The sequence below is a fragment of the Rhizobium gallicum bv. gallicum R602sp genome, assembly GCF_000816845.1.
Lineage (GTDB): Bacteria > Pseudomonadota > Alphaproteobacteria > Rhizobiales > Rhizobiaceae > Rhizobium > Rhizobium gallicum.
Map to the genome: position 1 here is coordinate 1758322 of NZ_CP006880.1, position 26200 is coordinate 1784521.

25 protein-coding genes are annotated in these 26200 nt (G+C 59.3%); 13 read left to right on the plus strand and 12 right to left on the minus strand.

Annotation, left to right across the window (positions count from 1 at the left end; all coding sequences use genetic code 11):
* Positions 1–31: 31 nt before the first annotated feature.
* Genes RGR602_RS31315 through RGR602_RS31330 form a run of 4 tightly spaced genes read right to left on the minus strand, consistent with a single transcriptional unit; the run spans position 32 to position 4509 of the window.
* A complete protein-coding gene (locus RGR602_RS31315) occupies positions 32–1378 on the minus strand; it encodes an NAD(P)/FAD-dependent oxidoreductase (protein WP_040115844.1) in 1347 nt (448 codons plus the stop codon).
* On the minus strand, positions 1375–2892 hold the full coding sequence (locus tag RGR602_RS31320; RefSeq protein ID WP_040115845.1) for an aldehyde dehydrogenase: 1518 nt from the start codon (positions 2890–2892) through the stop codon (positions 1375–1377). Before RGR602_RS31320 ends, RGR602_RS31315 begins: the two co-directional genes overlap by 4 nt.
* Entirely contained in the window at positions 2885–3796 is a 912-nt protein-coding gene (locus tag RGR602_RS31325) for a dihydrodipicolinate synthase family protein (protein WP_040115846.1), read from the minus strand. Before RGR602_RS31325 ends, RGR602_RS31320 begins: the two co-directional genes overlap by 8 nt.
* Positions 3793–4509 (minus strand): GntR family transcriptional regulator, encoded by a 717-nt coding sequence (locus RGR602_RS31330; RefSeq protein ID WP_040115847.1) that lies wholly within the window; start codon positions 4507–4509, stop codon positions 3793–3795. Before RGR602_RS31330 ends, RGR602_RS31325 begins: the two co-directional genes overlap by 4 nt.
* A gap of 265 nt (positions 4510–4774) precedes the next feature.
* On the opposite strand from RGR602_RS31330, the gene RGR602_RS31335 reads away from it, so the two are divergent.
* The 3 genes from RGR602_RS31335 to RGR602_RS31345 all read left to right on the plus strand — a co-directional run bounded on the left by RGR602_RS31335 (position 4775) and on the right by RGR602_RS31345 (position 8467).
* A complete protein-coding gene (locus RGR602_RS31335) occupies positions 4775–6028 on the plus strand; it encodes an aromatic ring-hydroxylating oxygenase subunit alpha (RefSeq protein WP_040115848.1) in 1254 nt (417 codons plus the stop codon).
* On the plus strand, positions 6018–7103 hold the full coding sequence (locus RGR602_RS31340) for a hybrid-cluster NAD(P)-dependent oxidoreductase (RefSeq protein WP_040115849.1): 1086 nt from the start codon (positions 6018–6020) through the stop codon (positions 7101–7103). The genes RGR602_RS31335 and RGR602_RS31340 overlap by 11 nt, the downstream gene beginning before the upstream one ends.
* 83 nt (positions 7104–7186) lie before the next feature.
* Positions 7187–8467 (plus strand): M24 family metallopeptidase, encoded by a 1281-nt coding sequence (locus RGR602_RS31345; RefSeq protein WP_052451843.1) that lies wholly within the window; start codon positions 7187–7189, stop codon positions 8465–8467.
* 114 nt (positions 8468–8581) lie between these two features.
* Here the strand turns inward: RGR602_RS31345 and RGR602_RS31350 are convergent, their stop codons facing one another.
* Positions 8582–9187, minus strand: a complete 606-nt coding sequence (locus RGR602_RS31350; protein WP_052451845.1) for a helix-turn-helix domain-containing protein — start codon at positions 9185–9187, stop codon at positions 8582–8584.
* 99 nt (positions 9188–9286) lie between these two features.
* On the opposite strand from RGR602_RS31350, the gene RGR602_RS31355 reads away from it, so the two are divergent.
* Positions 9287–10294 (plus strand): threonine ammonia-lyase, encoded by a 1008-nt coding sequence (locus RGR602_RS31355; RefSeq protein WP_052451847.1) that lies wholly within the window; start codon positions 9287–9289, stop codon positions 10292–10294.
* Between the two features lie 21 nt (positions 10295–10315).
* On the opposite strand, the gene RGR602_RS31360 is transcribed toward RGR602_RS31355, so the two are convergent.
* On the minus strand, positions 10316–10867 hold the full coding sequence (locus tag RGR602_RS31360; protein WP_223844094.1) for a MarR family winged helix-turn-helix transcriptional regulator: 552 nt from the start codon (positions 10865–10867) through the stop codon (positions 10316–10318).
* 172 nt (positions 10868–11039) lie between these two features.
* On the opposite strand from RGR602_RS31360, the gene RGR602_RS31365 reads away from it, so the two are divergent.
* The 3 genes from RGR602_RS31365 (at position 11040) to ampC (ending at position 13238) form a co-directional block, all read left to right on the plus strand.
* The gene (locus RGR602_RS31365; protein ID WP_040115851.1) at positions 11040–11375 is read left to right on the plus strand and encodes a cupin domain-containing protein; all 336 of its coding nucleotides are present in this window, start codon (positions 11040–11042) and stop codon (positions 11373–11375) included.
* Between the two features lie 24 nt (positions 11376–11399).
* Positions 11400–11804 carry a VOC family protein gene (locus tag RGR602_RS31370; protein ID WP_040115852.1) on the plus strand — a complete coding sequence of 135 codons (405 nt, stop codon included), beginning with the start codon at positions 11400–11402 and terminating at the stop codon, positions 11802–11804.
* 234 nt (positions 11805–12038) lie between these two features.
* Positions 12039–13238, plus strand: a complete 1200-nt coding sequence (ampC, locus tag RGR602_RS31375) for a class C beta-lactamase (protein WP_040115853.1) — start codon at positions 12039–12041, stop codon at positions 13236–13238.
* A gap of 86 nt (positions 13239–13324) precedes the next feature.
* On the opposite strand, the gene RGR602_RS31380 is transcribed toward ampC, so the two are convergent.
* The 5 genes from RGR602_RS31380 to RGR602_RS31400 all read right to left on the minus strand — a co-directional run bounded on the left by RGR602_RS31380 (position 13325) and on the right by RGR602_RS31400 (position 19181).
* The gene (locus RGR602_RS31380; protein WP_040115854.1) at positions 13325–14452 is read right to left on the minus strand and encodes an S-(hydroxymethyl)glutathione dehydrogenase/class III alcohol dehydrogenase; all 1128 of its coding nucleotides are present in this window, start codon (positions 14450–14452) and stop codon (positions 13325–13327) included.
* A gap of 60 nt (positions 14453–14512) precedes the next feature.
* Positions 14513–15208, minus strand: a complete 696-nt coding sequence (locus tag RGR602_RS31385; protein WP_040115855.1) for a dimethylsulfonioproprionate lyase family protein — start codon at positions 15206–15208, stop codon at positions 14513–14515.
* Between the two features lie 93 nt (positions 15209–15301).
* Positions 15302–16231, minus strand: coding sequence for an electron transfer flavoprotein subunit alpha/FixB family protein (locus RGR602_RS31390; protein WP_040115856.1), 930 nt, complete (start codon positions 16229–16231; stop codon positions 15302–15304).
* A gap of 20 nt (positions 16232–16251) precedes the next feature.
* Positions 16252–17001: an electron transfer flavoprotein subunit beta/FixA family protein gene (locus RGR602_RS31395; RefSeq protein ID WP_040115857.1), complete on the minus strand. Its 750-nt coding sequence runs from the start codon at positions 16999–17001 to the stop codon at positions 16252–16254.
* A 143-nt stretch (positions 17002–17144) separates the two neighbouring features.
* Complete coding sequence (locus RGR602_RS31400; RefSeq protein ID WP_040115858.1) at positions 17145–19181, minus strand: NADH:flavin oxidoreductase; 2037 nt, start codon at positions 19179–19181, stop codon at positions 17145–17147.
* 147 nt (positions 19182–19328) lie between these two features.
* Between RGR602_RS31400 and RGR602_RS31405 the strand changes: the two genes are divergently transcribed.
* From RGR602_RS31405 to RGR602_RS31425, 5 genes are all read left to right on the plus strand, one after another.
* Complete coding sequence (locus RGR602_RS31405) at positions 19329–19958, plus strand: TetR/AcrR family transcriptional regulator (RefSeq protein ID WP_040115859.1); 630 nt, start codon at positions 19329–19331, stop codon at positions 19956–19958.
* A gap of 10 nt (positions 19959–19968) precedes the next feature.
* Complete coding sequence (locus tag RGR602_RS31410; protein WP_040116652.1) at positions 19969–20763, plus strand: pyrroline-5-carboxylate reductase family protein; 795 nt, start codon at positions 19969–19971, stop codon at positions 20761–20763.
* A gap of 66 nt (positions 20764–20829) precedes the next feature.
* The gene (locus tag RGR602_RS31415; RefSeq protein ID WP_040115860.1) at positions 20830–21831 is read left to right on the plus strand and encodes an ABC transporter substrate-binding protein; all 1002 of its coding nucleotides are present in this window, start codon (positions 20830–20832) and stop codon (positions 21829–21831) included.
* A gap of 94 nt (positions 21832–21925) precedes the next feature.
* Positions 21926–22813 (plus strand): ABC transporter permease, encoded by an 888-nt coding sequence (locus RGR602_RS31420; protein WP_040115861.1) that lies wholly within the window; start codon positions 21926–21928, stop codon positions 22811–22813.
* Positions 22806–23846, plus strand: a complete 1041-nt coding sequence (locus tag RGR602_RS31425) for a quaternary amine ABC transporter ATP-binding protein (protein ID WP_040115862.1) — start codon at positions 22806–22808, stop codon at positions 23844–23846. Before RGR602_RS31420 ends, RGR602_RS31425 begins: the two co-directional genes overlap by 8 nt.
* Before the next feature lie 158 nt (positions 23847–24004).
* Here RGR602_RS31425 and RGR602_RS31430 read toward each other — a convergent pair whose 3' ends face one another.
* Positions 24005–24655 carry a GntR family transcriptional regulator gene (locus RGR602_RS31430; RefSeq protein WP_040115863.1) on the minus strand — a complete coding sequence of 217 codons (651 nt, stop codon included), beginning with the start codon at positions 24653–24655 and terminating at the stop codon, positions 24005–24007.
* A 159-nt stretch (positions 24656–24814) separates the two neighbouring features.
* Between RGR602_RS31430 and RGR602_RS31435 the strand changes: the two genes are divergently transcribed.
* A complete protein-coding gene (locus RGR602_RS31435; protein ID WP_040115864.1) occupies positions 24815–26200 on the plus strand; it encodes a malonyl-CoA decarboxylase in 1386 nt (461 codons plus the stop codon).

Consider the following 26200-nt stretch of genomic DNA (forward strand, 5'->3'; position numbering starts at 1 on the left):
CAGCGCAGTCTTCATATTGCGCGGCGACGGATCATCCCTCGCGGCCTGCACGCAATTCCTGAAAGCGGATGACCGAATTGACGCCCAGCCACGCGACGGGCTCGGGAGGCAGTCTGCTCGGTTCCGGGTGATTCTTGTATTTGTCGAGTTCGGGGCTAGCAGTGCCGGTCGCCAGATCGGCCGCCATCATGCCCGCAAGCGTGCTCTTGACGGTGCCGAGACCATTCTCGCAGCACGCCGAAAAAAGGCCCTCTTCCACCTCGCCGAATGCCGGCACGTGGTTCCGGCTGAGGCACAGCGCACCGGCCCAGCTATACTCCATCGGCAGGCGTTCCAGCCCGGGGAAACGGGCATCGAACGACCGGCGCTGCTCGGCAGCCACGCCGGCAACCCGCCTCTCCGACACCTTGAGACATGGGTCGTATGTGAACCTCGTCCTGATGACGATCCTCGAACGGCCATTGGTGGTGATCTTGCGAACGGTCGCCCCCATGGGATCTGCCGGCAGCAGCGCCCATCGATCGGCGCCGGTAACGTCGCCTGCGAACTCGTTCTGGGAGAACGGGGCGGTCATCGACGCGTAGGTGAAGATATGCATCAGCCGTCCACGGAAGTGGCCGAAGCTTTCGACGTGACCGTTCACCCCTAAAATGACCTTCGGCGCAGAGACGGATCCGTGATTGGAAATCGCCTTCCAGGACTTACCTTCGCGTGAAAGCTCCAGCACCGGCGAATGTTCGTAGATGGTAACCTTCGATCGAAGTCCGCGCGCCAGCCCGCGGATATAATCGGCGGGCTGGATCATCACGGCACCTGGCGTGTAAAGCCCTCCACGATAATAGCGCGAGCCCGTCATTTCCCGCATCTGGTCGGCATCGAGAACGCGATGTTCTTCGCCGATCTTCTCAAGAGATTTGCGGTAATTGTCGTTGAGGCCGAGCCCTCGGTCCGAGGCCGCGGCATTGACCTTGCCCGACGGATCGAACGTATCGCTCGACAGGTTGTATTCGGCCGCGACGTCCGCCGCAAAAGCGATCGCCAAACGGTTCTGTCTGATCTCGTTTCTGGTTGCCTGCTCGTCTGCCACCGAGTACTCGCCTGCCGACAAGTTGTGGGGCACGTCGATCATGAAGCCGGAGTTCCTCCCGGCCGGTCCCTTCGCAAGTTCACGAGCCTCCAGGACGACAATCTTGTCTTGGGGACGAAATTGCGAGAGGCGCCGTGCCGCCGACAGGCCGGCAAATCCAGCGCCGATGATAAGCCAGTCAACCGTAGCGTCTCGATCAAGCGCCGTTGCGGGAAAGGCGCGTTCGCTGACCGCCTCCCATCCCGAAGTGCCGGTGTCGATCGGCAGACGCTTGATCACATGTCGGGTCATCGGATCGTCTCGTCCACAGATCGGTCCGAGACGTCGATCCAGATCGTCTTGAGTTCGCAATAGTTGTCGTGGGCAAAGACCGACTTGTCGCGGCCGCCGAATCCCGACTCCTTGTAGCCGCCGAACGGCGTGGTCGCGTCCCCTTCGCCAAAGCAGTTGACGGTGACGACCCCGGCCCGGATTTCCCGCGAAAGCTTGATGGCGTTTCTCAGGCTTGCGGTATAGACGGACGCCGTAAGACCGTAGTTGGTGTCATTGGCAAGAGCGATGGCTTCGCTGAGCGTATTGAAGGTCGTGACCGCAAGGACCGGCCCGAAGATCTCTTCCTGAAACAGACGGCTGGAAGGCGTTACACCCTCGACCACCGTCGGCTCGATGAAGATGCCGCCATGCGTGTCGCCGCCGTGGGCGACAGAGAGCTTCTCCTTCTTCGCGTCGTCGAGAAAGGATTTCACCTTCTCAAAGTGGGTCTTGCTGACCAGCGCGCCGATGCGGTTTTCGGGATCGAGCGGATCGCCCGTCTTCCATTCGCGCATGTAGGCTCCGATGCGCTGCAGCAGCTCGTCCTTGACCTTGGCATGGACGATCAGCCGCGATGTGGCCGAGCAGTTCTCACCCATGTTCCAGAAGGCGCCGTTGACCACCTGCTCGGCCACAAGGTCGAGGTCTTCGGCGTCATCGAGAACGACCGCGGGATTCTTGCCGCCGCATTCGAGCACGACACGCTTGAGGTTGGAGTCGGCGGCATAGCGCAGGAAGCGGCGGCCGGTAGGCGTCGATCCGGTAAATGCCACCATGTCGACGTCCATGTGCATGCCGATCGGTTCGCCGACCTCCTTGCCGCCGCCGGTCACGACGTTGAAGACGCCCGCAGGGATCCCTGCTTCATGGGCAAGTTCGGCGACACGCAGCGTGGTGAGCGTCGTTTCCTGCGCAGGCTTCACGATCACCGAGCAGCCGGCTGCAAGGGCCGGACCGATCTTCCAGGCCAACATCAGCAGCGGGAAGTTCCACGGAAGCACACATCCGACGACGCCGACAGGTTCGCGGACGATCATTGTCAGTGCATTTGCCCCGACAGGTGCGGTGTTGTCGTAAAGCTTGTCGATCAGTTCGGCATGCCAGCGAATGGTATGAATGGTATCGGGAACGTCGACCGTCTGGCATTCGCGGATCGGCTTGCCACTGTCCAGGCTTTCCATGATAGCGAGTTCATGACGGTTGCGCTCCAGCAACTTGGCGAGCTTGAGGAGCACGGCCTTGCGCTCGCCAGGCGAACACAACCGCCAGCGGCCGTCGTCGAAGGCTTGCTTGGCCTTGATCACGGCATAATCGACGTCGGTGGCGTCGCACGCGGCGATTTCGGCAAGAACGTCGCCCGTGGCAGGGTTCGTGGACGTGAAAGTCCGACCGGAATGCGCCGGACGGAAGGCCCCGTCAATGAATCCATTCGTCGGGAACTGAAGGCCTGCGGCGATCGCCTTGTATTCGGCAGCGGTCAAGGGTTCATGCATGATTTGCTCCCGACGTGATCTGGGCAACCGTGCGCTTCAACGTGGCGACGACGGTCTGGAGGGTTCGCTTTTCTTCGGAATTCAGCGGACGCAGCGGTGCGCGGACCGGCCCGGCGCTCAGGCCGATCAACTCGCATCCATGCTTGATCGACTGGACGAACTTCCCGCATTCCAGGAAATCCATAAGCGGCAGCATCGCGGTCATGATCGCGCGACCCTTGTCGAAGTTCTTTTCCAGCACGCAGGCCTCGTAAAGCGCGACGTGCTCGCGCGGAAGGAAGTTGGAGCCGGCGCATACCCAGCTCTTTGCGCCCCATGCGAAAAATTCGAGAGCTTGATCATCCCAGCCGCAAGACAGCGAGATATGCGGATACTTGCGCGCGAGACGATGAAGATTGCCCATGTCGCCGGAACTTTCCTTGATGGCGACCACATTTTTGGATTTACCAACGCGGGAAAAATACTCCTCGCCCATCATCACGCCCATGCGGGCCGGATAGTTGTAGAGCATGATCGGCAAGTTGGCCGCACGGTCCACCGTGAGCGCGTGGACCGCATTTTCCCGTTCCGTCGGCAACGCATAGGGCGGCGAGGACACGAGGATCGCATCCGCGCCGATTTCTTTTGCCGCCTTGGCGTACTCGACCGAGTCTTCGGTTCTCGTTGCGCCCGTTCCTATGACGAGCGGCAGCCGGGTGCCGATGACATCCTTGGCATAGGCCGCAAGTTCGAAGCGCTCCTGGCTGCTGTGGGCATAGTACTCGCCCGTCGAGCCACCGACGATGATGCCATGCACGCCCGCATCGATGAGCTGCTCGATGACGGCGCAAAACGCAACGCGGTCTATCTGCCCATCCCGGTCGAGCGGCGTCACCGCCGGCGTAAAGATCCCCTCAAACTTCACGGTGATTTCTCCAATGATTGCGTGGTTGGAGCGCCGATCGGGGCGTCCGCCTTAAGTCCGTGCGGCGCAATGAACATTTCCATGTTTTCGCGGGACAACTCCCAGTGCTCGAAGACAAGATCGACCACAGCGTCCTCGTCATGAATGCTGAGCGCCTCGATGAAGCTGTCGTGGTGCTCGACAGCCAACTGCAGCCGCCGCTTCATGTCCGCGTTCCTGGGTCGGAAGAAGGTATGACCGATGCGCGCGTGGTCGATGAGAAGCCGGCCCAGGCTGGGTTGCAGGTAGACGTTGGCCGACATCTCCCCGAAGATCTCGTGGAAGCGGTTGTTCTCGAGCACCATCGCCAGCGCGTCCATGTTCTGACTAGCGGCGCGGAAGCGCTCCTGGGTCTGCTTCAGGTCCGAGAGTTGCGAAGGCTTGAAGTTCTGCACTGCAAGGCGGCCAATCGCCGCGTAGATCATCGGCGCAACAAGAAAGAAGTTCCGCAGGGTCGCGTGGTTCATCGGGATGACCCGCGCCCCCCTGTTCTCGCGAATGTCGACGTAGCCCTCACCCGCCAGGCGGCGGAAAATATCGCGAACCGGCGTTCGCGACAGGCCGTAGCGCTCGCTGAGACTGGACTCGTCCAGATCGGCGTCGGGGTCCAGCTCCATCGTCAGGATCTGACGTTTCAGGTCATCGTAGAGATTGCTCTTGACGCTCTTCGCCATCGGTTATCTCAGCCCTCTTTTTTCATCTGACAGCCCATGATCGCATGGCTTGGGACAGAAGTCAATTATTGTGTACTTTGTGTACACAATCAAAATTGTTAGAAAATACAATTTACCGACCCGCTTTGCCGGCTGACCGGGCAGCTTCTTTTTTCAACGTTTCCGCATTGCCATTACATCTGGTTATGTCATGACGGCCGATTTGTGCCGTTGAACCATGCAAAGATGAAGCGGATGATTGCCCATCCAACCATGAGGTAGAATTATGCTTCAGACCTTCGCTTCGTCGATTTCATCGCTTCTCGACTCAAGGGCCGACGGCCATTCGCTTCCCGCCGGGCTCTACAACCGTGAGGATGTTTTCGAAGCCGACGTCGACGTGTTCTTTCGCAAACACTGGATCTGCATCGGTCTGGAATGCGATGTTCCAGAACCGGGAGACGCCAACGTTATCGAAATTGGCAACAGCAGCCTCATCATTCTTCGCGACGACGACAATCAGATCCGCGTCGTGCACAACGTATGCCGTCATCGCGGCTCGCGGATCCTTGACGCGGGATCGAGCGTGGTCTCCAAGCTCGTCTGTCCATACCACCAGTGGACCTACGAGCTTGACGGCGAGCTCGCCTACGCGCCTCACATGGGCGCCGATTTCGACAAGAGCTGCAAGAGCCTCAGGCCGGTCAGTTTCAAATCGATCGGCGGCCTCATTTACGCCTGCCTCTCCGACAACCCACCGGCCGACATCGAGCACCTTGAAGAGGTCATGACGGAACGGCTCGCGCCCTACGATATCCGCAACACAAAGGTGGCTTTTCAGACTGACGTGGTCGAACACGGCAACTGGAAGCTGACGATGGAAAACAATCGCGAATGCTATCACTGCTCTGCGAACCATCCGGAGCTCTGCGTCTCGTTCGTCGATCTGGATTTCGGATTCGATCCGGAAAGCCTGAGCCCGGAAGACCGAGAGCAGGCAGAACAGCATCAAGCTCTCTATGCAGACAAAACCAAGAGCTGGGAGGCCGACGGCTATCCTTCCGCCGCCGTCGAACAGCTCGTCGATTGCGAGACAAACTTCAGAACACAGCGGCTGATCATTTCGGGTGCCGGTGAATCGCAGACGCCTGACGCGACCGCGGCTTCGTCGAAGCTTCTCGGCACCATGACCAGGAAAGACCTGGGCGACACGCATCTGTGGGGACACAATAGCTGGAACCACTTCATGGGCGACCATGCGGTTGTTGCAATCGTCATCCCGCTTTCGGCTGACAAGACCCTCGTGCGCACGAAATGGCTTGTTCACAAGGATGCCGTCGAAGGCGTCGACTACGATCTCGAAAAGTTGACGAACGTTTGGGTTGCGACAACCGACCAGGACGCGGAGCTTGTCGCGCGATCTCACGCAGGCGCCCTCGACCCTGCCTATGTCCCCGGTCCCTACTCGCGCTTCTCCGAAACGAATCTCGACAAGTTCGCGACCTGGTACATCGACCGGATGCGAGCTCATGGATATTAAGACCTTGACGAGCGCTTCGAACGCGCCGACGGACGTCTGGGATCCAGAACTGGACGATACCCTTGTCTGTATCGACGTGCATCAAGAGACGCACGACGTCAAAAGCTTCACCTTCGCGTCTCCCCAGGGCAAACGGTTCGCCTTCCAGGCCGGTCAGTATTTTCTCTTCGACTTCCCGCTTGGAGCAGATGCCGAACCCCGTTGCTACAGCATATCTTCGTCACCGCAGAGGCCGAATGCCTTCACGGTTACCGTGAAACGGGTGCCGGACGGACGGGTCTCCAACTGGCTGCACGACAATCTGAAGTCCGGCGCGACCGTGAAGGCGCAAGGTCCGCTGGGACATTTCATCCGTCCCTCCGGTGCCGGCAAGAAGCTGCTGCTGTCAGGCGGATCTGGCATCACGCCTGTGATGTCGATTGTCCGTGATCTGGCCGACACCTGCGACCCGACAGACGTCGTGTTCATCCATGCTGCAAGGACGCCGCTCGACCTCATCTTCCGTGACGAACTGTCCATGCTTACAACGAAGATGAAGGGGCTGAGGCTCCATTTTCTTCCGGAACATCTCACGGGCGAACGCTGGTGGCCTGGCATCACGGGACGAATAACGTCCGAGTACATAAAGATGGCGGTACCGGATATAGCCGAGAGGATCGTCATGTGCTGCGGCCCGGCGCCGTTCATGGCCGCGGCCAGGAAGATATCTGCCGATCTGGGGGTACCGACGTCGAACTATATTGAGGAAAGTTTCGACGCCGCCGTCATTGATGATGCCGAACTGCCTATCGGCGAGGCGCCGGTCGTCGCGAAGACCTTCCAAGTGCAATTCCTGAAGCAGGCTCGAACGATCGAGGTTGCATCGGAACAGACGGTTCTCGGCTGTGCCAAGAAGGCTGGTTTGAGGCTTCCGTCATCATGTGCCAATGGCGTCTGCGGAACGTGCAAGTCCAAGCTCGTCTCGGGATCAGTCGAGATGAAGCATAACGGCGGCATTCGCCAGAGGGAGGTCGACGCCGGCCTATTCCTGCCTTGCTGTTCAAAGCCGCTGAGCGATCTGGTCATTGACCGCTGATCATCCCTGGATGGCCGACATGGCTCCTCGGGCTGACACGCGTCCGTTTTTGCACGAACTGTGTTCGAGAGGATCCCGACCCAATGAATGAGAACGTCATCGCCCCAGGAGGCCCAGCGGGGTCGACCGTTTTCAAAGACGAAAGGAAGCAGGCCTATCTCAATCCGGAGGGAGCGGACCGGCCGCTCAAAAGTCCCCTTTCCTCCGCCACTCTGGATAGGGCTCGCCGATATCGCCTCGGCAGACTGCAGGCCACGATGCAGGAATGGGACTGCGGCGCACTCCTGCTCTATGATCCCGTTAACATTCGATATGCGTTCGACTCATCGAACATGAGCATCTGGACCATGCACAATGCGTCCCGCTATGCGCTCATCCTTGCCGATGGCCCGGCGATCTTGTTCGAGTTTGAAGGCGCAGAACATGTGAACGACGGACTTCCGGGTATCGACGAAGTCAGGCCTGCGAAGTCCTGGATCTTCTTCACCGCCGGCGATCTGATCGAGAGCCGAATGAAGGAATGGGCCGACGAGGTGGCCGACGTCATTAGGTCGCAGGGCCGCAACGCCCGCATCGCCATCGACAAGCTCGAGCCTGCGGGTGCTTTCGAGCTGCGCAAGAGAGGCTTCGACCTTCTGGATGGGCAGGAATTGGCAGAGCGGGCGAGATCGATCAAGAGCGCCGATGAAATCGAGCTCATGAGGTGGACGATCCGTGTCTGCGAGGCCGGAATGGCGAGGATGTACGACAAGTCCGAGCCCGGTCGAACGGAAAGGGAGATCTGGGCGGAACTGCATTTCGAGAATGCCAGAAGTGGCGGGGAGTGGCTCGAGACCAAGCTTCTGACGGCCGGCGCGAGGACCAATCCCTGGTACCAGGAGTGTTCCGACTACGAGATCAAGGCTGGGGAGATGATTTCATTCGATACGGACATGATCGGCCCTTATGGCTACTGTGCCGATCTCTCCCGCTCATGGACCTGCGGTCATCGTACCATGAACGAAAAACAGCGGGAGCTTTATGCCGCAGCCAGGGATCAGATCGATCACAACCTCGCAGTTCTCAGGCCGGGAATCGGGTTTGCGGAGTTCAACGATCGTTCTTGGCGTATCCCGGAAAAGTATATCCCCTACCGCTATACCTTGGCGCTGCACGGCACGGGTATGGCGGACGAGTGGCCAGGCGTTCTCCTGCATCCGGATTTCGGCCGAAATTGCAGCGGCACAATCGAAAAGGACATGGTACTTAACGTGGAGAGCTTGATTGCGGAAGCGGGATCCGAAAGCATCAAGCTCGAGACTCAAGTCTTGATCACGGCAACAGGAGCCGAGCGGCTCGACACCTTTCCCTGGGAAGATGTCTAAGCCGATTTTGTGGAGGCTTCGGCCTGAACTGGGCAGCGATGGATCGCTCACCTCACAGGCGTTTGGCGCCGCTATCTGAGTGGAGATGCAGGTCGCGACGTCGGAACGCCTCGATCAAGAACCCGCTTGCGTTTTGCGCTCCGCGATATTCTGCGGGATGAACCGATAGTGGATCAAATCCATGACAACAGTCTCACTTTGCGTCCGATTGCGGTAACCATGGCGGCGGTCGGCAGGAAACCTCAGCGACTGCCCTTGCTCGACCCGCCTCCACTCTTCCTCCACCAGCAATTCGATCTCCCCGCGCAGGACGGTCACATGCTCCACAACCCCGATGTCATGCGGCTCTGAGATACTCTCGAAGTCGGGCGCGAAGGTCAGTTCATAGAGTTCGAAGCCGAACCGGGTCTCATAAGGGAACAACAATGCGCGTTGCATCCCTTCCTCCGACGGGCGCACCCGGAGACGACTGGCGTCACGCAAGAGCAACACATCGCCTTCTTCGCGATCCGGCTCGAGCAGGGCCGTCATCGGAACCCGCAAGCCCGTCGCGATCTTCCAAAGCGTCGCGACCGTCGGCGTGGATTCGCCGCGCTCGATCTGGCCCAGCATCGCCTTGCTTACTCCAGTACGCTCTGCAGTCTTGTCGAGGCTCCATCCAAGGTCGTGCCTGATCGATTTCAGTAGATTCCCCGTGTCAACGGGACTGAGGGACTTCATTTATGACTGACCTCGCATCTGTGCGTTATAGCGCACACTTCGAATGTGCGCTATAACGCACAGATGTGCAACTGCAACAACAGCGTCGGAGGATGTCACATGCAGCCTGTCGGTGAAAGACCCGCAGCATCCCGGGAAATCGGGCAACCAGACACCAGGCTCGACCTCGGGCGCATCTTTGAGGCGAAGGAACAAATCTCACGGATGTTTCGCGACACGCCCCAATTCGGCTGTTCATCTCTTGGCGATCTTCTGGGCTGCGAACTGATCATCAAACTTGAGACCGCAAACCCGATCCGATGCTTCAAAGGACGCGGGACCGAGGTCGTAATGTCCCGCCTCGAAAGAGCCGATCAGAAGGCCGCGGTCTGCGCCAGCGCCGGCAATCTCGGGCAGGCGCTCGCATATAGTGGGCGCGAACGCGGTATTGGCGTGACAGTGGTCGCCGCCACAAGCGCCAATGGCGCGAAGATCGATCACATGCGCCGGCTCGGAGCCGCCGTCGAACTTGTCGAGGGCGACATCGAGGACGCGCGAAAGCGCGCTCGCGAGATCGCGGCCAGCGGCAACGCTTTACTCGTGGAGGACAGCGAAAACCTCGACACCTGCGAAGGCGCCGGCACCATCGGGCTGGAGCTTGTCGAAGGGTTCGACCGCATCGACACGATGCTGCTCGCGCTCGGCGGCGGTGCGCTCGCCACCGGCGTTGGCCACGTTTTCAAGTGCCTGTCGCCCGCAACGGAGGTGGTGTGCATCCAGCCCAGCGGGGCGCCCGCCATGGCCCTATCCTGGCGGGCGCGATCAGTCGTCACCACCGATCGCGCCGATACCATCGCCGACGGTGTCGCCGGCCGGTTCCCAATCGCGGCGGTCCTTCAGGACCTGCTCGCCGTCGCCAATCACGTGCCGCTGGTAGAGGAGGCAAGCATCAAGGCGGGCATGCGCCTGCTCCATCGGCACGCCGGCCTCGTGGTCGAGCCATCGGCCGCCCTTGGCGTTGCAGCGATCCTGGAAGATCCCTCGCGATACCGCGGCAAGCGGGTGGTCACGGTGATCTGCGGGTCGAACGTATTGCCCGACGCGTTTTCGGCGTGGACACAGGACTAGGGTCAAGCGCAACCATTGAGATCACGACGTGACCCCGTCACTCGGGCCTGCCTCAACGCTCATGACAAGCTTGCGCAGCAGCGCGGCCAGGGCCGCGCGCTCTTCGACATCCAAACCTTCGAGGAACAAGAGTTCACTGGCCATATCCGCGCGAAACGCCTTTTCGGCCAGCGCGATTCCCGTTGCGGTCAGGCAAACGACAACACTTCGCCCGTCATGGGCCGATTTCTCTCGTACAATCAGACCAGCCTTTTCCAGCCGATCAAGGCGGTGCGTCAGCCCGCCGGAAGACAACATAAGCGTCGTATACATTGCCGTCGGCGTCAGCTGGTAGGGTGGCCCAGATCTGCGCAGGGTCGCGATAACGTCGAACTCGCCGCGATCGAGGCCGAACTTGGCAAAGGTCTCTTCGATGGAGGGCGCCACCAGGTTCGTTAGCCGTTTCGCGCGTCCCAGGATCGCCATCGGCTCGGTGTCGAGGTCCGGCAATTCGCAGGCCCATTGCGCGCGGAGCCGGTCGACATGGTCTTCGACAGCGCCCTCCTTTGAGCCGCGGTTGTTGTTTGGCGCCACCCGCATGATCCTCGTTTGCTTTGTCGTGCCACATTTGCGTGGTGCCGTTCCATACACCATGGAGCCTCAGGCGCAAAGATATCTTTGCGAGAAGATATTTATCTTGACGAGAAGATAGTTTGCCAATATGTCTTCCTGCGAAGATAACTGTGAACGGTTGGAGGAGATCAGGATGTTTTCGGTTTATCGCTATCAGCAGCCCGAACCCGGCACGAGCCGTACGGTCCGCTTCGAAGGTCGTCACTTCGGCAGCGAGGTATCGCTTTTTGTCGTGGACGCGGATCCGGGCCGCGGCCCGGCGCTGCATGTTCATCCCTATGCCGAGACCTGGGTGGTTCGAAAGGGGGAGGCCGAGTTCACGGTTGGCAACGACAAGACGCGCGGCTCTGCCGGCGACATCATTGTTGGCCCGGCCAACGTTCCTCATCGTTTCGAAAATGTCGGCACCGACCGGCTGGAGATCGTCTGCATCCATCCGAGCCAGACGTTCGAGCAAACCTTTGTTTAAGCCATCTCTGAGAGGAGCACGATAATGACTAAAATGATCTTTCTGAACCTGCCGGTCAGGGATTTGGCAACCGCGACGGCTTTCTATGAGGCCATCGGCTGCGTCAAGAACGAGCAGTTCTCCAATGAAAATGCGAGCTCGATGGTGTGGTCAGAAACGATCACGTTCCAGCTTCTGCAACATGGCTATTATCAGACGTTCACGGCAAAGCCGATAGCTGACGCGCACGCAACGAGCGGTATGCTGATCGCTCTGTCTCGCGACAGCCGCGAGGAGGTCGATGCCATGGTGGAGGCTGCCGCGAGATCCGGCGGCCAGGCGGATGTCGGCGAGCCGCAGGATTTGGGATTCATGTACCTGCGCACCTTTGCTGATCCGGACGGACACGTTTTCGAACCGGCTTACATGGATATGGGCAGCGCCCGTTGAAATCAAAGGGTTAGCTGAACTTCAACAGCCACCGGCGGGCCTAGATTTTCTTATGCCTCAGGCGAGATTTCGTCGTTTGCTCAAGGCGCGGACGACGGCCTATAAAGTGTCGCGCCTGCGGCCGGTCGCCTGTGCCTTGACGGCTGCGTGTGACCGCAGCTGCAGGCCCGTCGCACTGCGCAAGCCCGGTTCCGGGAATGCGGCGATCCCATCGAAGCGAGGATACCAGGAGCTATGAGTCAAATATCCAGCAGGACATATGCGGTTTGCGCTGGTGCATGTTTTTCCCTTTTCGGCACCTTTCTTGCCTGCAGTGCAGAGGCAGACGTCGTTGAAGGCAGGATCAGGCCCGTGGTCGACCGGACCATCAAGGGGTTGATGACCGAAAACGGTGTAGCCGGCATGGCGGTCGGTATCTCTGTTGATGGCCGCCGGTTTATTTTCAACTACGGTCTCGCCGACAAGGAAAAGGCAACGCCCGTCACCGCTGACACGCTGTTCGAGATCGGCTCCGTCAGCAAAACCTTTACCGCCACGCTCGGCGCCTATGCTGAGGCCAAAGGAGCGCTCGCCCTCTCCGATGCTGCGAGCGAGCATATGCGGGAGCTGGCAGGCAGCGCCTTCGATCATATCACCGTGCTCGAACTGGGTACCTATACGGCGGGAGGTCTGCCGCTGCAGTTTCCCGACGAGGTCATCAACAACAGCACGCTCACGCGCTATTTCCGCGGATGGCGCCCTGGCTATGAACCCGGCACGTATCGCGTCTACTCCAATCCCAGCATTGGTCTCTTCGGAACCCTCGCAGCTGCGAGCCTCAGAAAACCCTTTCCCGAGCTCATGGAGGGCACCCTCTTTCCTGCACTTGGCCTCACCAACAGCTATATCCGCGTTCCAGAGGCGGAAATGGGAGATTATGCCTTCGGCTACAACAAGAAAAACAACCCCGTGCGAGTAAGCCCAGGAGCGCTCGATGCCCAGGCCTACGGGGTCAAGACGACTGCCGCCGACCTGTTGCGCTTCGTCGAGGCGAACATAGACACCTCTGGGCTTGAATCTTCGCTGCAGAAGGCGATTGGCGCAACCCAGACCGGCTACTATCGGACAGGCGATACGTTCCAGTCCCTGGGGTGGGAGCTCTATGCCTGGCCGGCAACACTGGATACACTCCTTGCTGGCAACTCTTCCGACATGGCGATGAAGCCGCACGCGGTGACTCCGCTGGTGCCGCCACAAAAACCAGCCGAGGACGTGTTTTTCAATAAGACGGGTTCCACCGGTGGCTTTGGTGCCTATGCCGCGTTCGTGCCAACGCGCCGGATCGGCATAGTACTGCTTGCCAATCGTAACTATCCCATCCCTGAGCGGATTAAGGCCGCCTACTCGATCCTCGGGATGCTCGAAGCCGTATCGCAGGACGAGAGGCATCGGTGAGTTGACCTCGCGAAGACAAAGGAGTGGTGGGCGGCCGCCGGCTTCGAACCGAATGCCGGTGTTCGCGCGCCGCCCCGTCTGCTGGGTTAGTAGACAACCACGCCGCGGATGCTTTGACCGGAATGCATGAGTTCGAAGCCCTTGTTGATGTCTTCGAGCGGCATCGTATGGGTGATCATCGGATCGATCTGGATCTTGCCTTGCATGTACCAGTCGACGATCTTCGGCACGTCGGTGCGGCCGCGCGCGCCGCCAAAGGCGGTGCCCATCCAGCTGCGGCCGGTGACCAGCTGGAACGGGCGGGTGGAGATTTCCTGGCCGGCACCGGCCACCCCGATGACGACCGACTTGCCCCAGCCGCGATGGCTGGCTTCCAGCGCCTGGCGCATCACCTTGGTGTTGCCGGTGCAGTCGAAGGTGTAGTCGGCGCCGCCGATCTGGTCGGCGCCACGCTTCGTCGTGTTGACGAGATAGGGCACGATGTCGTCGCCGACCTCCTTGGGATTGACGAAATGCGTCATGTCAAACTTTTCGCCCCACACCTTGCGGTCATTGTTGATGTCGACACCGATGATCATGTCGGCACCGGCAAGCTTCAGGCCCTGGAGAACGTTGAGGCCGATGCCGCCGAGGCCGAAGACGATCGCCGTTGCGCCGATCTCCACCTTGGCGGTGTTGATGACGGCGCCGATGCCGGTGGTGACGCCGCAGCCGATGTAGCAGATCTTGTCGAAGGGAGCGTCCGCATTGACCTTGGCAACGGCGATCTCGGGCAGCACCGTGTAATTGGCAAAGGTCGAGCAGCCCATGTAATGATGGATCTTGTCCTTGCCGATCGAAAAGCGGCTCGTGCCGTCCGGCATCAGCCCCTGGCCCTGAGTGGCGCGGATCGCCGTGCACAGATTGGTCTTGCGCGACAGGCAGGACGGGCATTCACGGCATTCCGGCGTGTAGAGCGGAATGACGTGGTCGCCCTTCTTGACCGAAGTGACGCCCGGGCCGACATCGACGACGATGCCGGCACCCTCATGGCCGAGGATTGCCGGAAACAGGCCCTCCGGATCGGCCCCAGACAGCGTGAAATCGTCCGTGTGGCAGATGCCGGTCGCCTTGACCTCGACCAGAACCTCGCCGGCCCGCGGGCCCTCCAGCTGCACGGTCATGACTTCCAGCGGTTTTCCGGCCTGAACGGCAACGGCGGCACGAACGTCCATGGGTTTCTTCCTTCCTGATTTCGTTTCGCAATTCACATATCGGTTGGATCATCGCATCGATCAAAGAGCCGTGTCTTCGACGTGGCACCAGACTGCCAGTAAGGGCTCAGCAGTGCATCGCATCGCGAACTTCTTGCCAGCTTCGTTGAAGAAGACGGTTCCTGCAGTGGCACGGAACCAATTGCTGTCGTCGAGGCAAACTTCGCCACCGGACAGAAGCAAGAATACACGTGAATGGAACTGCACGTGATCTGGAAAACGACTGTAAGGGGCCATCAAGGTCAGTCCGAGGCGCACGTCACTGCGTTCCTCAAGGCCGTGAGGTCCGACAACGATCGCATGGGCGTGAGATTGCTCGAACCTGAGGCTTGCAAATGGGCCGGTCCGGCCGCTTCGCCAGGACAGTTGCTCGTTCAGTTCCGCCAAGCCTGTTGCGCCGCCAGCAAACCGGGGCAGAGAGGCATGCAGATTGGAAAGAGCGCGGTCAAAATGCTCAGGTTTCAACGGTGTGGCGGTGTCGATGCGTCTGGCCACACCCCGTTTTTCGAGCCTCTGGTATATCTTGCCCGCAATGTAACTCGCCATGACAGGAGCCTGGGAGGACAAGAGGACGTCGCCAATTGCGTTGAGAACCTCCTGCAAAGCGCGGGGACGAAAACCTCCGCCAAGCACGGAGACCTGTCGTCGTATTGGCGCGCTGTCGTCATTGAGTAGCAGGTCCGCGCTCCGCTTGAGTGGTGTCGGGGCTTGCGACATGTTTTTCTCCGCCGTGGATGAAACCGGACTACGACTCCGGCAGCACGTTCATGGATTAGACCGGCGCGCCTGTTAACACGGAAATAACAGCGATCAAATTGAACTCTGCAGTTCCGGCAGGGCCTCGAAGAGATCGGCGACGAGGCCGTAGTCGGCGACCTGGAAGATCGGGGCCTCCTCGTCCTTGTTGATGGCGACGATGACCTTTGAGTCCTTCATGCCGGCAAGGTGCTGGATGGCACCGGAAATGCCGACCGCGATGTAGAGTTCAGGGGCGACGACCTTGCCGGTCTGGCCGACCTGCCAGTCGTTCGGCGCATAGCCGGCATCGACGGCCGCACGGCTTGCGCCGACGGCCGCTCCGAGCTTGTCGGCGAGCGGCAGGATGACTTGCCTGAACTTCTCGGCCGAGCCGAGTGCGCGGCCGCCGGAGATGATGATCCTTGCCGACGTCAGCTCCGGGCGGTCGGAAGCCGACAGCGCGTCCTTGACGAAGGTCGAAAGACCCGGATCGGAAACGGCCGGGATTGCCTCGACCGGAGCCGAACCGCTGGTCGCCGCAGCAGCGAAGGAGGCGGTGCGCACGGTGAGCACCTTCTTGGCATCGGTTACCTGCACCGTCTGGATGGCGTTGCCGGCATAGATCGGCCGCTTGAAGGTGTCAGGCGCGACGACTTCGATGATTTCCGACACCTGCGCCACATCGAGGAGGGCGGCAACGCGCGGAGCGACGTTCTTGCCGGTCGAGGTCGCAGCCGCAATGATCGTGTCGTAGCTGCCGGCGAGCGAAACGATCAGGTCGGCCAGCGGCTCGGCCAGATTGTTGGCAAGCATGTCGCTTTCGGCCAGCAGCACCTTGGAGACGCCGGAAAGCTTGGCAGCGGCATCGGCGGCAGCCTTGGCACCCTTGCCGGCAACCAGGATGGTGACATCGCCGCCGATCTGGCGGGCAGCGGTCAGCGCCTTGGCGGTCTGGTCGGAAAGGCTTGCATTGTCGTGGTCAGCCAGAAGCAGAATGGCCATGTCGTATTTCCTTTCTCGCCTTAGAGGACGCCGGCTTCGGTCTTGAGTTTCTCGACGAGCTCGGCGACCGACTTGACCTTGACGCCTGCCTTGCGGCCACTTGGCTCTTCGGTCTTCAGCACCTTCAGCCGCGGGGTGGTGGAAACGCCGAAGTCGGAAGGGCTTTGTCTGTCGAGCGGCTTCTTCTTCGCCTTCATGATGTTCGGCAGCGAGGCGTAGCGGGGCTCGTTCAAGCGCAGGTCGGTGGTGACGACGGCCGGCAGCTTGATGTCGATCGTCTGCAGGCCGCCATCGACTTCGCGGGTGACGGTCGCTTTACCGTCGGTAATCTCGATCTTCGAGGCAAAGGTTGCCTGGGCAGAGCCCAACAGCGCGGCGAGCATCTGGCCGGTCTGGTTCGAGTCGTCGTCGATCGCCTGCTTGCCGACGATGATCAGGCCCGGCTGTTCGGCGGCTGCCACGCCCTTGAGGATCTTGGCCACGGCAAGCGGCTCGACCGTCTCGTCGGTCTCGACCAGGATCGCCCGGTCAGCACCCATGGCGAGCGCGGTGCGCAGCGTCTCTTCGGCCTTGGCCGGACCGATCGACACGACGACCACTTCCTCAGCCTTGCCGGCTTCCTTCAGCCGCAGCGCCTCTTCCACCGAGATCTCGTCGAACGGGTTCATCGACATCTTGACGTTGGCAAGCTCGACGCCCGTGCCATCCGGCTTGACGCGGATCTTCACATTGTAATCAACCACCCGCTTCACGGGGACGAGAATTTTCATGGAGGTTCATCCTTGTTCACGTCATCTCCGGCCGCGAGCGCGGAGAATATTTGAAGAATTGCCGTGCGCGCAAAGGCTTCGACTGCCCTGCCCGACATCACTGCGTAAAGGTTGGCTGTCCGACATGTCGGACCGCCTTTTCGTCAGATATCCTTGGCGATCCGCAACCCGTCGTAGATGGCAGCATGGGTGTTGCGAGCGGCCACAGCATCACCGATCCGGAAGAGCTGGAATTTCCCTTCAGGATTGCGCACGACAGCCTGGGGTTCGCCAACGATCAGTTGCTGCTGCGAAATTTCGCCGAGATTGGTGGAAAAGGGTTTCAGCTCAAAATAGAGTTCATCGAGCGGGATTGTCCCATGGTTGATGACGACCTGGTCGGCCGTGCGCTGCTTTGCAACACCGCCGTAATCGCTGCCGACATGGGCAATGAGCTGATTGCCGTGCTTTTCGACCGCTTCAAGCCTGAAGGTCACCGTGAAGGTGACGTCGAGGTTCTGCAGCGAACGCATATAGGGCACGAGGTTCATCGCCATGACTTCCGGGGCGAAGGAACGGTCAGGTGTCATGATTTCCACCTTGGCGCCCGCCTTGGCAATGAACTCGGCAGCCTGCAGCCCTGCGTGGTCGCCCGCGTCATCGAAGATAAGAACGTTCGTTCCTGGTTTCACGTCACCCGAAATGATGTCCCAGGCCGAGATGACAAGTTCATTACCTGTGGAGAGGACGTCAGTATGCGGCATCCCACCGGTGGCGATGATCACCACGTCGGGCCTCTCCGCCTCCACCGTGTCGGCTTCTGCCCAGGTGTTGAAACGGAAGACCACACCGTACTTCTCGCACTGGTTCATCCGCCAGTCGATAATGCTGATCATTTCCCTGCGGCGCTCGCTTTGGGCCGTTAAGCGGATTTGACCGCCGGGATCGTTGGCCGCCTCGAATACGACGACGTCGTGGCCGCGCTCGGCTGCAACCCTTGCGGCTTCCAGCCCCCCCGGGCCTGCGCCGACGACGACAACTTTCTTACGAACGTTCGCCTTTTTGACCACATGCGGCATAGTCAGCTCGCGGCCGGTCGCGGCATTGTGGATGCAATAGGCCGCCCCACCCTGGTAAATGCGGTCCAAACAGTAGTTGGCGCCGACGCAGGGACGGATGTCCTCTTCGCGCTTCTCCATGATTTTGCGAACGATGTGCGGGTCCGTCATATGAGCGCGGGTCATACCGACCATATCGACCTTGCCCGACGCAATCGCATGGCGGGCAGTTGCAACATCCGGGATTTTGGCGGCGTGGAAGGTGGGGAAATCCGTCGCGGCGCGAATCTCACCGGCAAAATCGAGATGCGGGGAGTTCGCCATACCCTGGATCGGGATGACATCTGTGAGGCCGGCGTCGGTGTCGATATGACCGCGGATCACATTCAAGTAGTCAATAAGGCCGCTTTTTTTGAGGCGCTTGGAAATTTCGAGTCCCTCAGCCTTGCCGGTGCCGCCGGGAAGACATTCATCAGCGGTGTAGCGTATTCCCAGAATGAAGTCCTCTCCGACCCGTTTCCGGATCGCCTTTAGAACATCCAGACAGAAACGCATGCGATTGTCGAGCGAACCACCGTAAGGACCTTCGAGTTCGTTGGTCAGCGGGGACGCGAATTGGTCAAGCAGGTGTCCATAGGCCTCCAGTTCGACGCCATCCATGCCCCCGGCCTTCATGCGTTCTGCAGCGTCGGCAAAGTCCTTTATGATGCGCTCGATGTCCCAATCTTCGATCTTCTTGGGGAAAGCCCGGTGTGAGGCCTCGCGCTGATGCGACGGTGCGACAACGGGGAGCCAGTCGCCCTTGTCCCAGCGCGTCCGACGGCCGAGGTGCGTGAGCTGGATCATGATCGCCGCCCCTTCCTCATGGACCGCATCGGTCATTGCCTTCAGCCACGGCACGATCTCGTCCTTGTAGGCGAGCAGGTTGTTGAAGACGGGCGGACTGTCTTTCGAAACAGCCGCAGAGCCGGCCGTCATCGTCATGGCGACGCCGCCCTTTGCCCTTTCTACGGTGTAGGCGAGATAGCGCTCCTTGGGCATACCATCGGCAGGGTATGCTGGCTCGTGCGACGTTACGATGATGCGGTTGCGAAGCTTCAGGTGCTTGAGCTGATAAGGCTGAAGGAGAGGATCGTTCGACATCTGTCGGGCTCCGGACTAGGACGGTTGTGCTAGACGCTATGCGGAAATGTACATACGTGTCAACATACAAAACACTAAGGTCATTGTTGTCGACATATGTGTACATTTTTCTTGTGTCGGGTTTCATTTTTTGTTAGGAGGTCAATCATGGAGCAGGCTTTGAACGATACCGGTTGGCGCGGATCGCAGGAGGGATGGCTGGAAGCGGCCTACGAATCTCTGCTGGAGTCGGGCGTTGATTCAGTGAAAATTCTTCCCTTGGCCAAGAAACTCAACCTTTCTCGGACGAGCTTCTACTGGTTCTTCAAGGATCGCGAAGAATTGCTTGCCGGCCTGATTGCGCGCTGGCGAGAAAAAAACACCGGAAATATAATAAAGCAGAGCGAAGCCTACGCAGAATCACTTGCCGAGGCCATGCTGAACGTTTTTGATTGCTGGCTCGATCAGAATTTGTTTGACTCCAAGTTCGAATTTGCAGTGCGCAGTTGGGCGCTGCAATCGGAAGAGATTCTTTTCGAGGTCCAAAAGGCAGATCAAGTTCGGCTTGAGGCGCTCAAGCGAATGTTCATGCGCTTTGGATTCGAGGAAACAACAGCCGACGTCCGGGCCCGGACGACCTATCTCGTTCAGATCGGCTACATCTCGATGCAGTCCCGCGAAGAGATCGCGGTGCGAATGAAGCGTATTCCCGAATATATCGCGATCTACACCGGCCAGATACCCCAGCAAAGAGAGCTAGACCGCTTCTTTGCCAGGCATGGCCATAAACCGAAATGAGATGAAGCGGATGCAGGACTCACTCAGGATCGGCGTGATCGGTGGCGGAGGGTGGCTTGGGAAAGCCCTTGCCTGCGCGATACTCAACAAGGGCGTTGTTGACCACGCAGGACTCACGCTCTCCTATCGGCATGCGAGGCCCGCGTCTTTTCCGAACGTTCACTGCACGCAAAACAACCAGGAGCTTGCGGATCGATCGGACGTGATCATCGTTTCTGTCCGTCCGGCCGATTGGCCGTCTCTGTCGGTCGACGCCCACGGCAAACTCGTCATCTCTGTTATGGCGGGCATCCGCCTGGACCAGCTTGCGGCAAATCATCAAACGGGCCGCGTTGTCCGCGCCCTACCCAACGCCGCGGCAGAAGTTGGCAGATCCTATACGCCCTGGATTGCATCAGGTGACATGGACGAGGCCGATCGAAGCATCGCACGTCGTATCTTTCGTGCGTTTGGCGTCGAAGATGAGGTAAATGGCGAAAGCGATATTGACTATTTGACTGGCTTGTCCGGGTCGGGGCCTGCGTTTCCGGCGCTGTTCGCCGCCGCCATGATGAAAGATGCCGTCGACCACGGCCTTCCCACAGATATCGCACGGCGCGCCGTGAACACGGTGCTGATAGGGGCCGGGGCTTTGCTTGAGCATCAAGATGACTGTCCGAACAACGTCGTCAATTCGTTTCTCGACTATCGGGGTACGACCGCAGCGGCGATCGAGGCGATGCGCGCTTTTGGCCTGGAAGCCACCGTTTCGGAAGGACTTTCGGCGGCATTTAAAAAATCGGTGAGTATGGGAGGCGCCTCCTGACGACCGCATGAGCGGGCTAACGCAGCGCCCCGCTTCAAAAAGCGCCGCTCAACAAAGGGAACGATAATGGACAAACTCCTTGCATCAACATGCCTGATGTTCGGCCTTCTCGGCGGAACATCGCTTGTCAGCGCCGCAGAATGTGGAAGCGTGACGATCGCCAGCATGAACTGGCAAAGCGCAGAGGTTCTTTCAAACCTCGACAAGATTATTCTGAATGAAGGCTATGGATGTAGCGCCGACATCACCGTTGGCGACACGGTTCCGACCATCACTTCGATGGCAGAGAAGGGCCAGCCGGATATCGCGCCCGAAGCTTGGATCGATCTTCTGCCGGATGTCGTGAAGAAAGGAACGGAAGACGGTCAGATCATTCAAGTCGGCTCCCCTCTTCCCGATGGCGGCGTTCAAGGCTGGTGGATTCCCAAATATCTTGCCGAGGCTCATCCCGACCTCAAGACGATCCCCGACATGCTGAAACATCCCGAACTTGTCCCCGATGCGGAGGATTCGAAGAAGGGCGCGATTTTCAACGGTCCCCAGGGTTGGGGAGGAACGATCGTCACCTCGCAGCTCTACAAGGCTTTCGACGCTGACAAGGCGGGCTTCACCCTTGTTGACACTGGTTCGGCCGCCGGCCTCGATGGGGCGATTGCAAAAGCCTATGAGCGCCAGCAGGGCTTTGCGACGTATTATTGGGCGCCCACTGCGCTACTGGGCAAGTATGAGATGGTAAAGCTGGATGCCGGTGTGCCCCATGATGCGGCCGAATGGAAGCGCTGCAACACCGTGGCCGATTGCCCTGATCCGAAGCCGAACGCCTGGCCTGTCGACAAGGTCGTAACCCTGGTGGCGAAACCATTTTCGCAAAAGGTCGGTCCTGAGGTCATGACCTACCTCGAAAAGCGCTCCTGGAGCAATGACACGGTCGGCAAGCTGATGGCCTGGATGACTGAAAATCAAGCGTCCGGCGAAGATGGTGCGAAACACTTCCTGAAAGAAAACAAGGACCTGTGGACCAAGTGGGTCTCGCCTGAAGCAGCAGAGAAGATCGAAGCTTCTCTGTAAGTCCTGTGTGCGGTGCGTATCCATGCGCACCGCACACGTAAACGCCGAAAATAAGAAGAATTTGGCCGGCTCTTTTTAAGAAAAGGGGAACCGCATGGAATGGTTTTACAAATTCCCGCACATGGATGATGACGCTCTTCGCAATCTCAAGAAGGCGATAGACGACGGATTTAGATCATTTACCCGCGCTTACGGTGAAGGTATCGAAAACATGTTCTCGCCGCTGCAGCACTTCCTGATGGCCGCAGAGCGTTTCATGACGCAGACGCCATGGCCGATTATTACGCTGATGATTTTAGCCATCGCGTGGGCCGGCAGCCGAAGCGTCAAGGTGGTCTTGGGCTGTCTTCTGACATTGCTGGCAATCGGCTACCTCGACATGTGGGACGACACCATGCGGACCATCTCGATGATCCTGGTCTGCACCATCTTGTCCATCGCTATCGGAATCCCGATTGGAATCCTCATGTCGCGGTCGGACCGGGTCCAGAGAGTGGTCAATCCACTCCTTGACGTGATGCAGACGATGCCCAGCTTCGTCTACCTGATACCTGTGGTGATGCTGCTTGGCATCGGACGCGTGCCAGGACTTATCGCAGTCGTGATCTATGCGATACCTCCGATGATCCGATTGACCAACCTTGGCATCCGCCTCGTTGACAAGGATGTGCTGGAAGCGGCCGATGCTTTTGGCTCCTCAAGCTGGCAAAAGCTCAGAAATGTTCAACTCCCCCTGGCGCTGCCGACGATTATGGCCGGAATCAACCAGACGATCATGATGGCGCTTGCCATGGTGGTTATCGCCTCGATGATCGGGGTGCAGGGCCTAGGTCAGCCTGTTCTCAAGGCCATCGCCAATCAGTATTTTACACTGGGGATCTTCAATGGACTCGCCATCGTCGGCATCGCAATCATCTTCGACCGGGTCAGCCAGGCATACGGACACCGCCTGCAGAAGCACCGGGAGGTGGTCCATGGCTGATGAACGCTTCGAAGGGATTAAAATACGCAACCTTTACAAGATCTTCGGGCCTAACGGCGCGGCCTATGTCGACGCCGTCCGGAACGGTCTCAGCAAAGCCGAACTGAACGAAAGGCACGGACACGTGCTTGGTCTGAAAGATATTAACATCGAGATGCCGGCTGGTTGCGTTCAGGTGATCATGGGCCTGTCGGGCTCCGGAAAGTCCACGTTGATCAGGCATATCAACCGTTTGATCGATCCGACTGCAGGCGAGATCCTGGTGAAGGGTGTCGACGTAGTCAAGATGAACGCCGCGCAATTGCAGGAGTTTCGTCGCCACCAGACGGCAATGGTGTTTCAGAAATTCGCGCTGCTTCCGCATCGCAACGTGCTTGAAAACGCGATCTACGGATTGGAAGTCCAAGGTGTCCCTCGCGCCAAAGGCGTCGAGACCGCCATGCGATGGATCGAGCGCGTCGGACTGAACGGATTCGAACAGAAATATCCCAATCAGCTTTCAGGTGGCATGCAGCAACGCGTCGGCCTTGCCCGCGCGCTCGCCAACGACGCGCCGGTCCTGCTGATGGACGAAGCATACTCGGCACTCGATCCGCTGATCAGAATGGACATGCAGACCGTCCTGCTTGACCTGCAAAAGGAGATCAAAAAGACGATCGTATTCATCACTCACGATCTCGATGAGGCCCTCCGCCTGGGTGACCAGATAGCCATTCTTCGGGACGGCGAGGTCATTCAGCAAGGCACCAGCCAGGACATCGTCCTTAGACCGGCCGACGAATACATCGCCAACTTCGTGAAGGAGGTCAATCGGGGACGGGTGATCCACGTGGATGCGATTATGACGCCGGCCGAACCGGGACACCGGCCGAACGGCACGAACATAGCATCGGGAACGACAATCGAAGATGCAATGAGGATATTGACCGATCGACGCGCCGATGAGGACGCCGCCGTAATGGATTCGACGGGAGCGGCCATCGGCACCCTTAACCTTCGACAACTGGCCTCGGCGATCGTCACTCCTCATTGAACGGGCCGCGCCGGACGGCGCGGCCCCTCTTGGCCGACATTTGACCCATGCCAGACGAAATGGCCGACGAAACTGCGTCCCATGCCTTTTCAGGCTGCGCAGGGATTCCAGAACGCACAGAAATACCGGTGGCGCCAGCTTGCTGCCTTCGACCTGTGTCACCGTGCCGTCATGCTGGCGACCAGATCACTGAACCTCTCGCCTTGTATTCCGACATGTGCCCGCAATAGACGGCGAGCCTCCTCGCAGTTTCCGGAAAAAATTGCATCGACAATGGTGCAATGTTCGGAAAAGGACGTCGACAAGCGGTTTCGTACACGTAGCTGAAGCCGCCGATAAGGCCGCAGACGCCGATGCAGTTGCAGGCACTGCTCCTCAAGGAACTCGCTGCGGCTTGCTGCGTAGATGGCCTTATGGAATTCCTCGTTGTCGTAATAATAGGCGTCGCTGTCGCCGGCCCCGGCCGACAGCTCACAGCGCCTATGGGCAGCCGTGATTGCCGCGCGAGATTCGTCATCCAGCCGGCGGGCAGCGAGCGATCCAGCCAGACCTTCGAGCTCTGCCATGACCTCAAACATCTCGAAAATTCTGTGCGGCGCCGGATCGATGACGACCGCCCCGCGGCGCGGGCGAATCTCGACAAGCCCAATCGCATTGAGCTGCATCAGCGCTTCGCGGACGGGTGTCCGAGATACACCGAACCGGGTGGCCAACACCATTTCGTCCAGCCGTTCGCCGGGCGCGAACTCATTGGAAAGAATAGAGTTTTCAATCTCGTCTCGAAGCCACCTGCCAACGTTTTCAGACATGCGTTCCACCTTGATAATACCAAAATCAGCTTCTTGTATACACAATGATTGACATTGTACGCGATATGCGCCAGTTTAAATACTATACCGCGATGCCTCGGAAATGAGAACGGGGCGATCCGGACGCCTTTACCGCCGCGAAGCAGGGAGGAGAATGGCATGCCTGGAACCTCATTTTTCAGCGACATGCTGCAAAACATCACGGATCGCGGACGCAAGCTTTTGTTTGCGGATTCGCGCACGCCCGCGGATGCGACAAAAGTCGATTTTGAAACCCTCTGCGAAATGCTGATGTCGAGCCGCGGCGAGGCGTCCGGGATGGCCATTGCTGCCGAGATCCTCGATCGGTGGAGTAAACTTGAAGCCGACGGCGTGCGGCAGTTTCTGCAAATGCTCTATGACAGGTTCGGGCCAGACACGGCCAAACTCGATGAGGCAATCGAAACGTATAATGCGGAAAAGAACTCCGAGACGATCACGGCGCTTCATCAGGCAGCTGAACCACGGCGCCAGGAACTCCTGCGCCGATTGAACCAAGCGCCCAATGGTACGGCCAAGCTGGTCCAGATGCGTCAGCAACTTCTCGCTTTAGCCGCGCAAGCGGACGAATATCGCGCCATCGACACTGACTTTGCCCACCTCTTCGGCTCCTGGTTCAATCGCGGCTTTCTCACACTTCGGCCAATCGACTGGTCGACGCCGGCTCACATTCTCGAAAAGATCATCAAATACGAAGCCGTGCACGAGATCGCCAGTTGGGAGGAGTTGCGCCGCCGCCTGGCGCCAGCCGACCGTCGCTGCTTTGCCTTTTTCCATCCTCGCCTCGCAGACGAACCGCTTGTCTTCGTCGAGGTGGCACTCACGCGGTCGGTACCAAACACCATCGCGGACGTGCTCGACGAAGGCAGAGAGCAGATCAACGCCGACGAGGCGACGACGGCTGTCTTCTATTCGATCTCCAATTGCCAGGACGGCCTCCGCGGAATCTCCTTCGGCAACTTTCTGATCAAGCAGGTCGTCGAGGACCTGCGGCGAGACCTGCCCGGATTGAAGAATTTTGTGACGCTCTCGCCCGTTCCAGGCTTTGCCCGCTGGCTCGCCAAAGCGCGTGCCTCGACAGCCGGCCCGCTGCCGTCGGATGCCGATCGCAAGGCCCTGGCGCTACTTGACGATCCGAGATGGGCAGACGACGCGGCGAAGGCGGCTGAGGTGGAGCGCGTGTTGCTGCCGCTTGCGGCGCGCTATTTTTTGATCGAACGCACGCCGCAGGGTCGCCCGCTTGATCCCGTCGCCCGTTTCCATCTGGGCAACGGGGCGCGGCTGGAAAGACTGAATTTTCTCGGCGACCACTCGGCCAGGGCGATGGCACAGGCGCACGGTCTGATGGTCAACTATCTCTACAAGCTCGACGACATCGTAGCCAATCACGAGGCACTTGCGCAACGTGGTGAAGTTGCAGCCTCACCGGCTGTCAAAAATTTCCTCGGCCGGAACGGGGACGCCACAAAGGTCGTCAGGCTTCGCGGACTTTCGCGCGAATCGTGA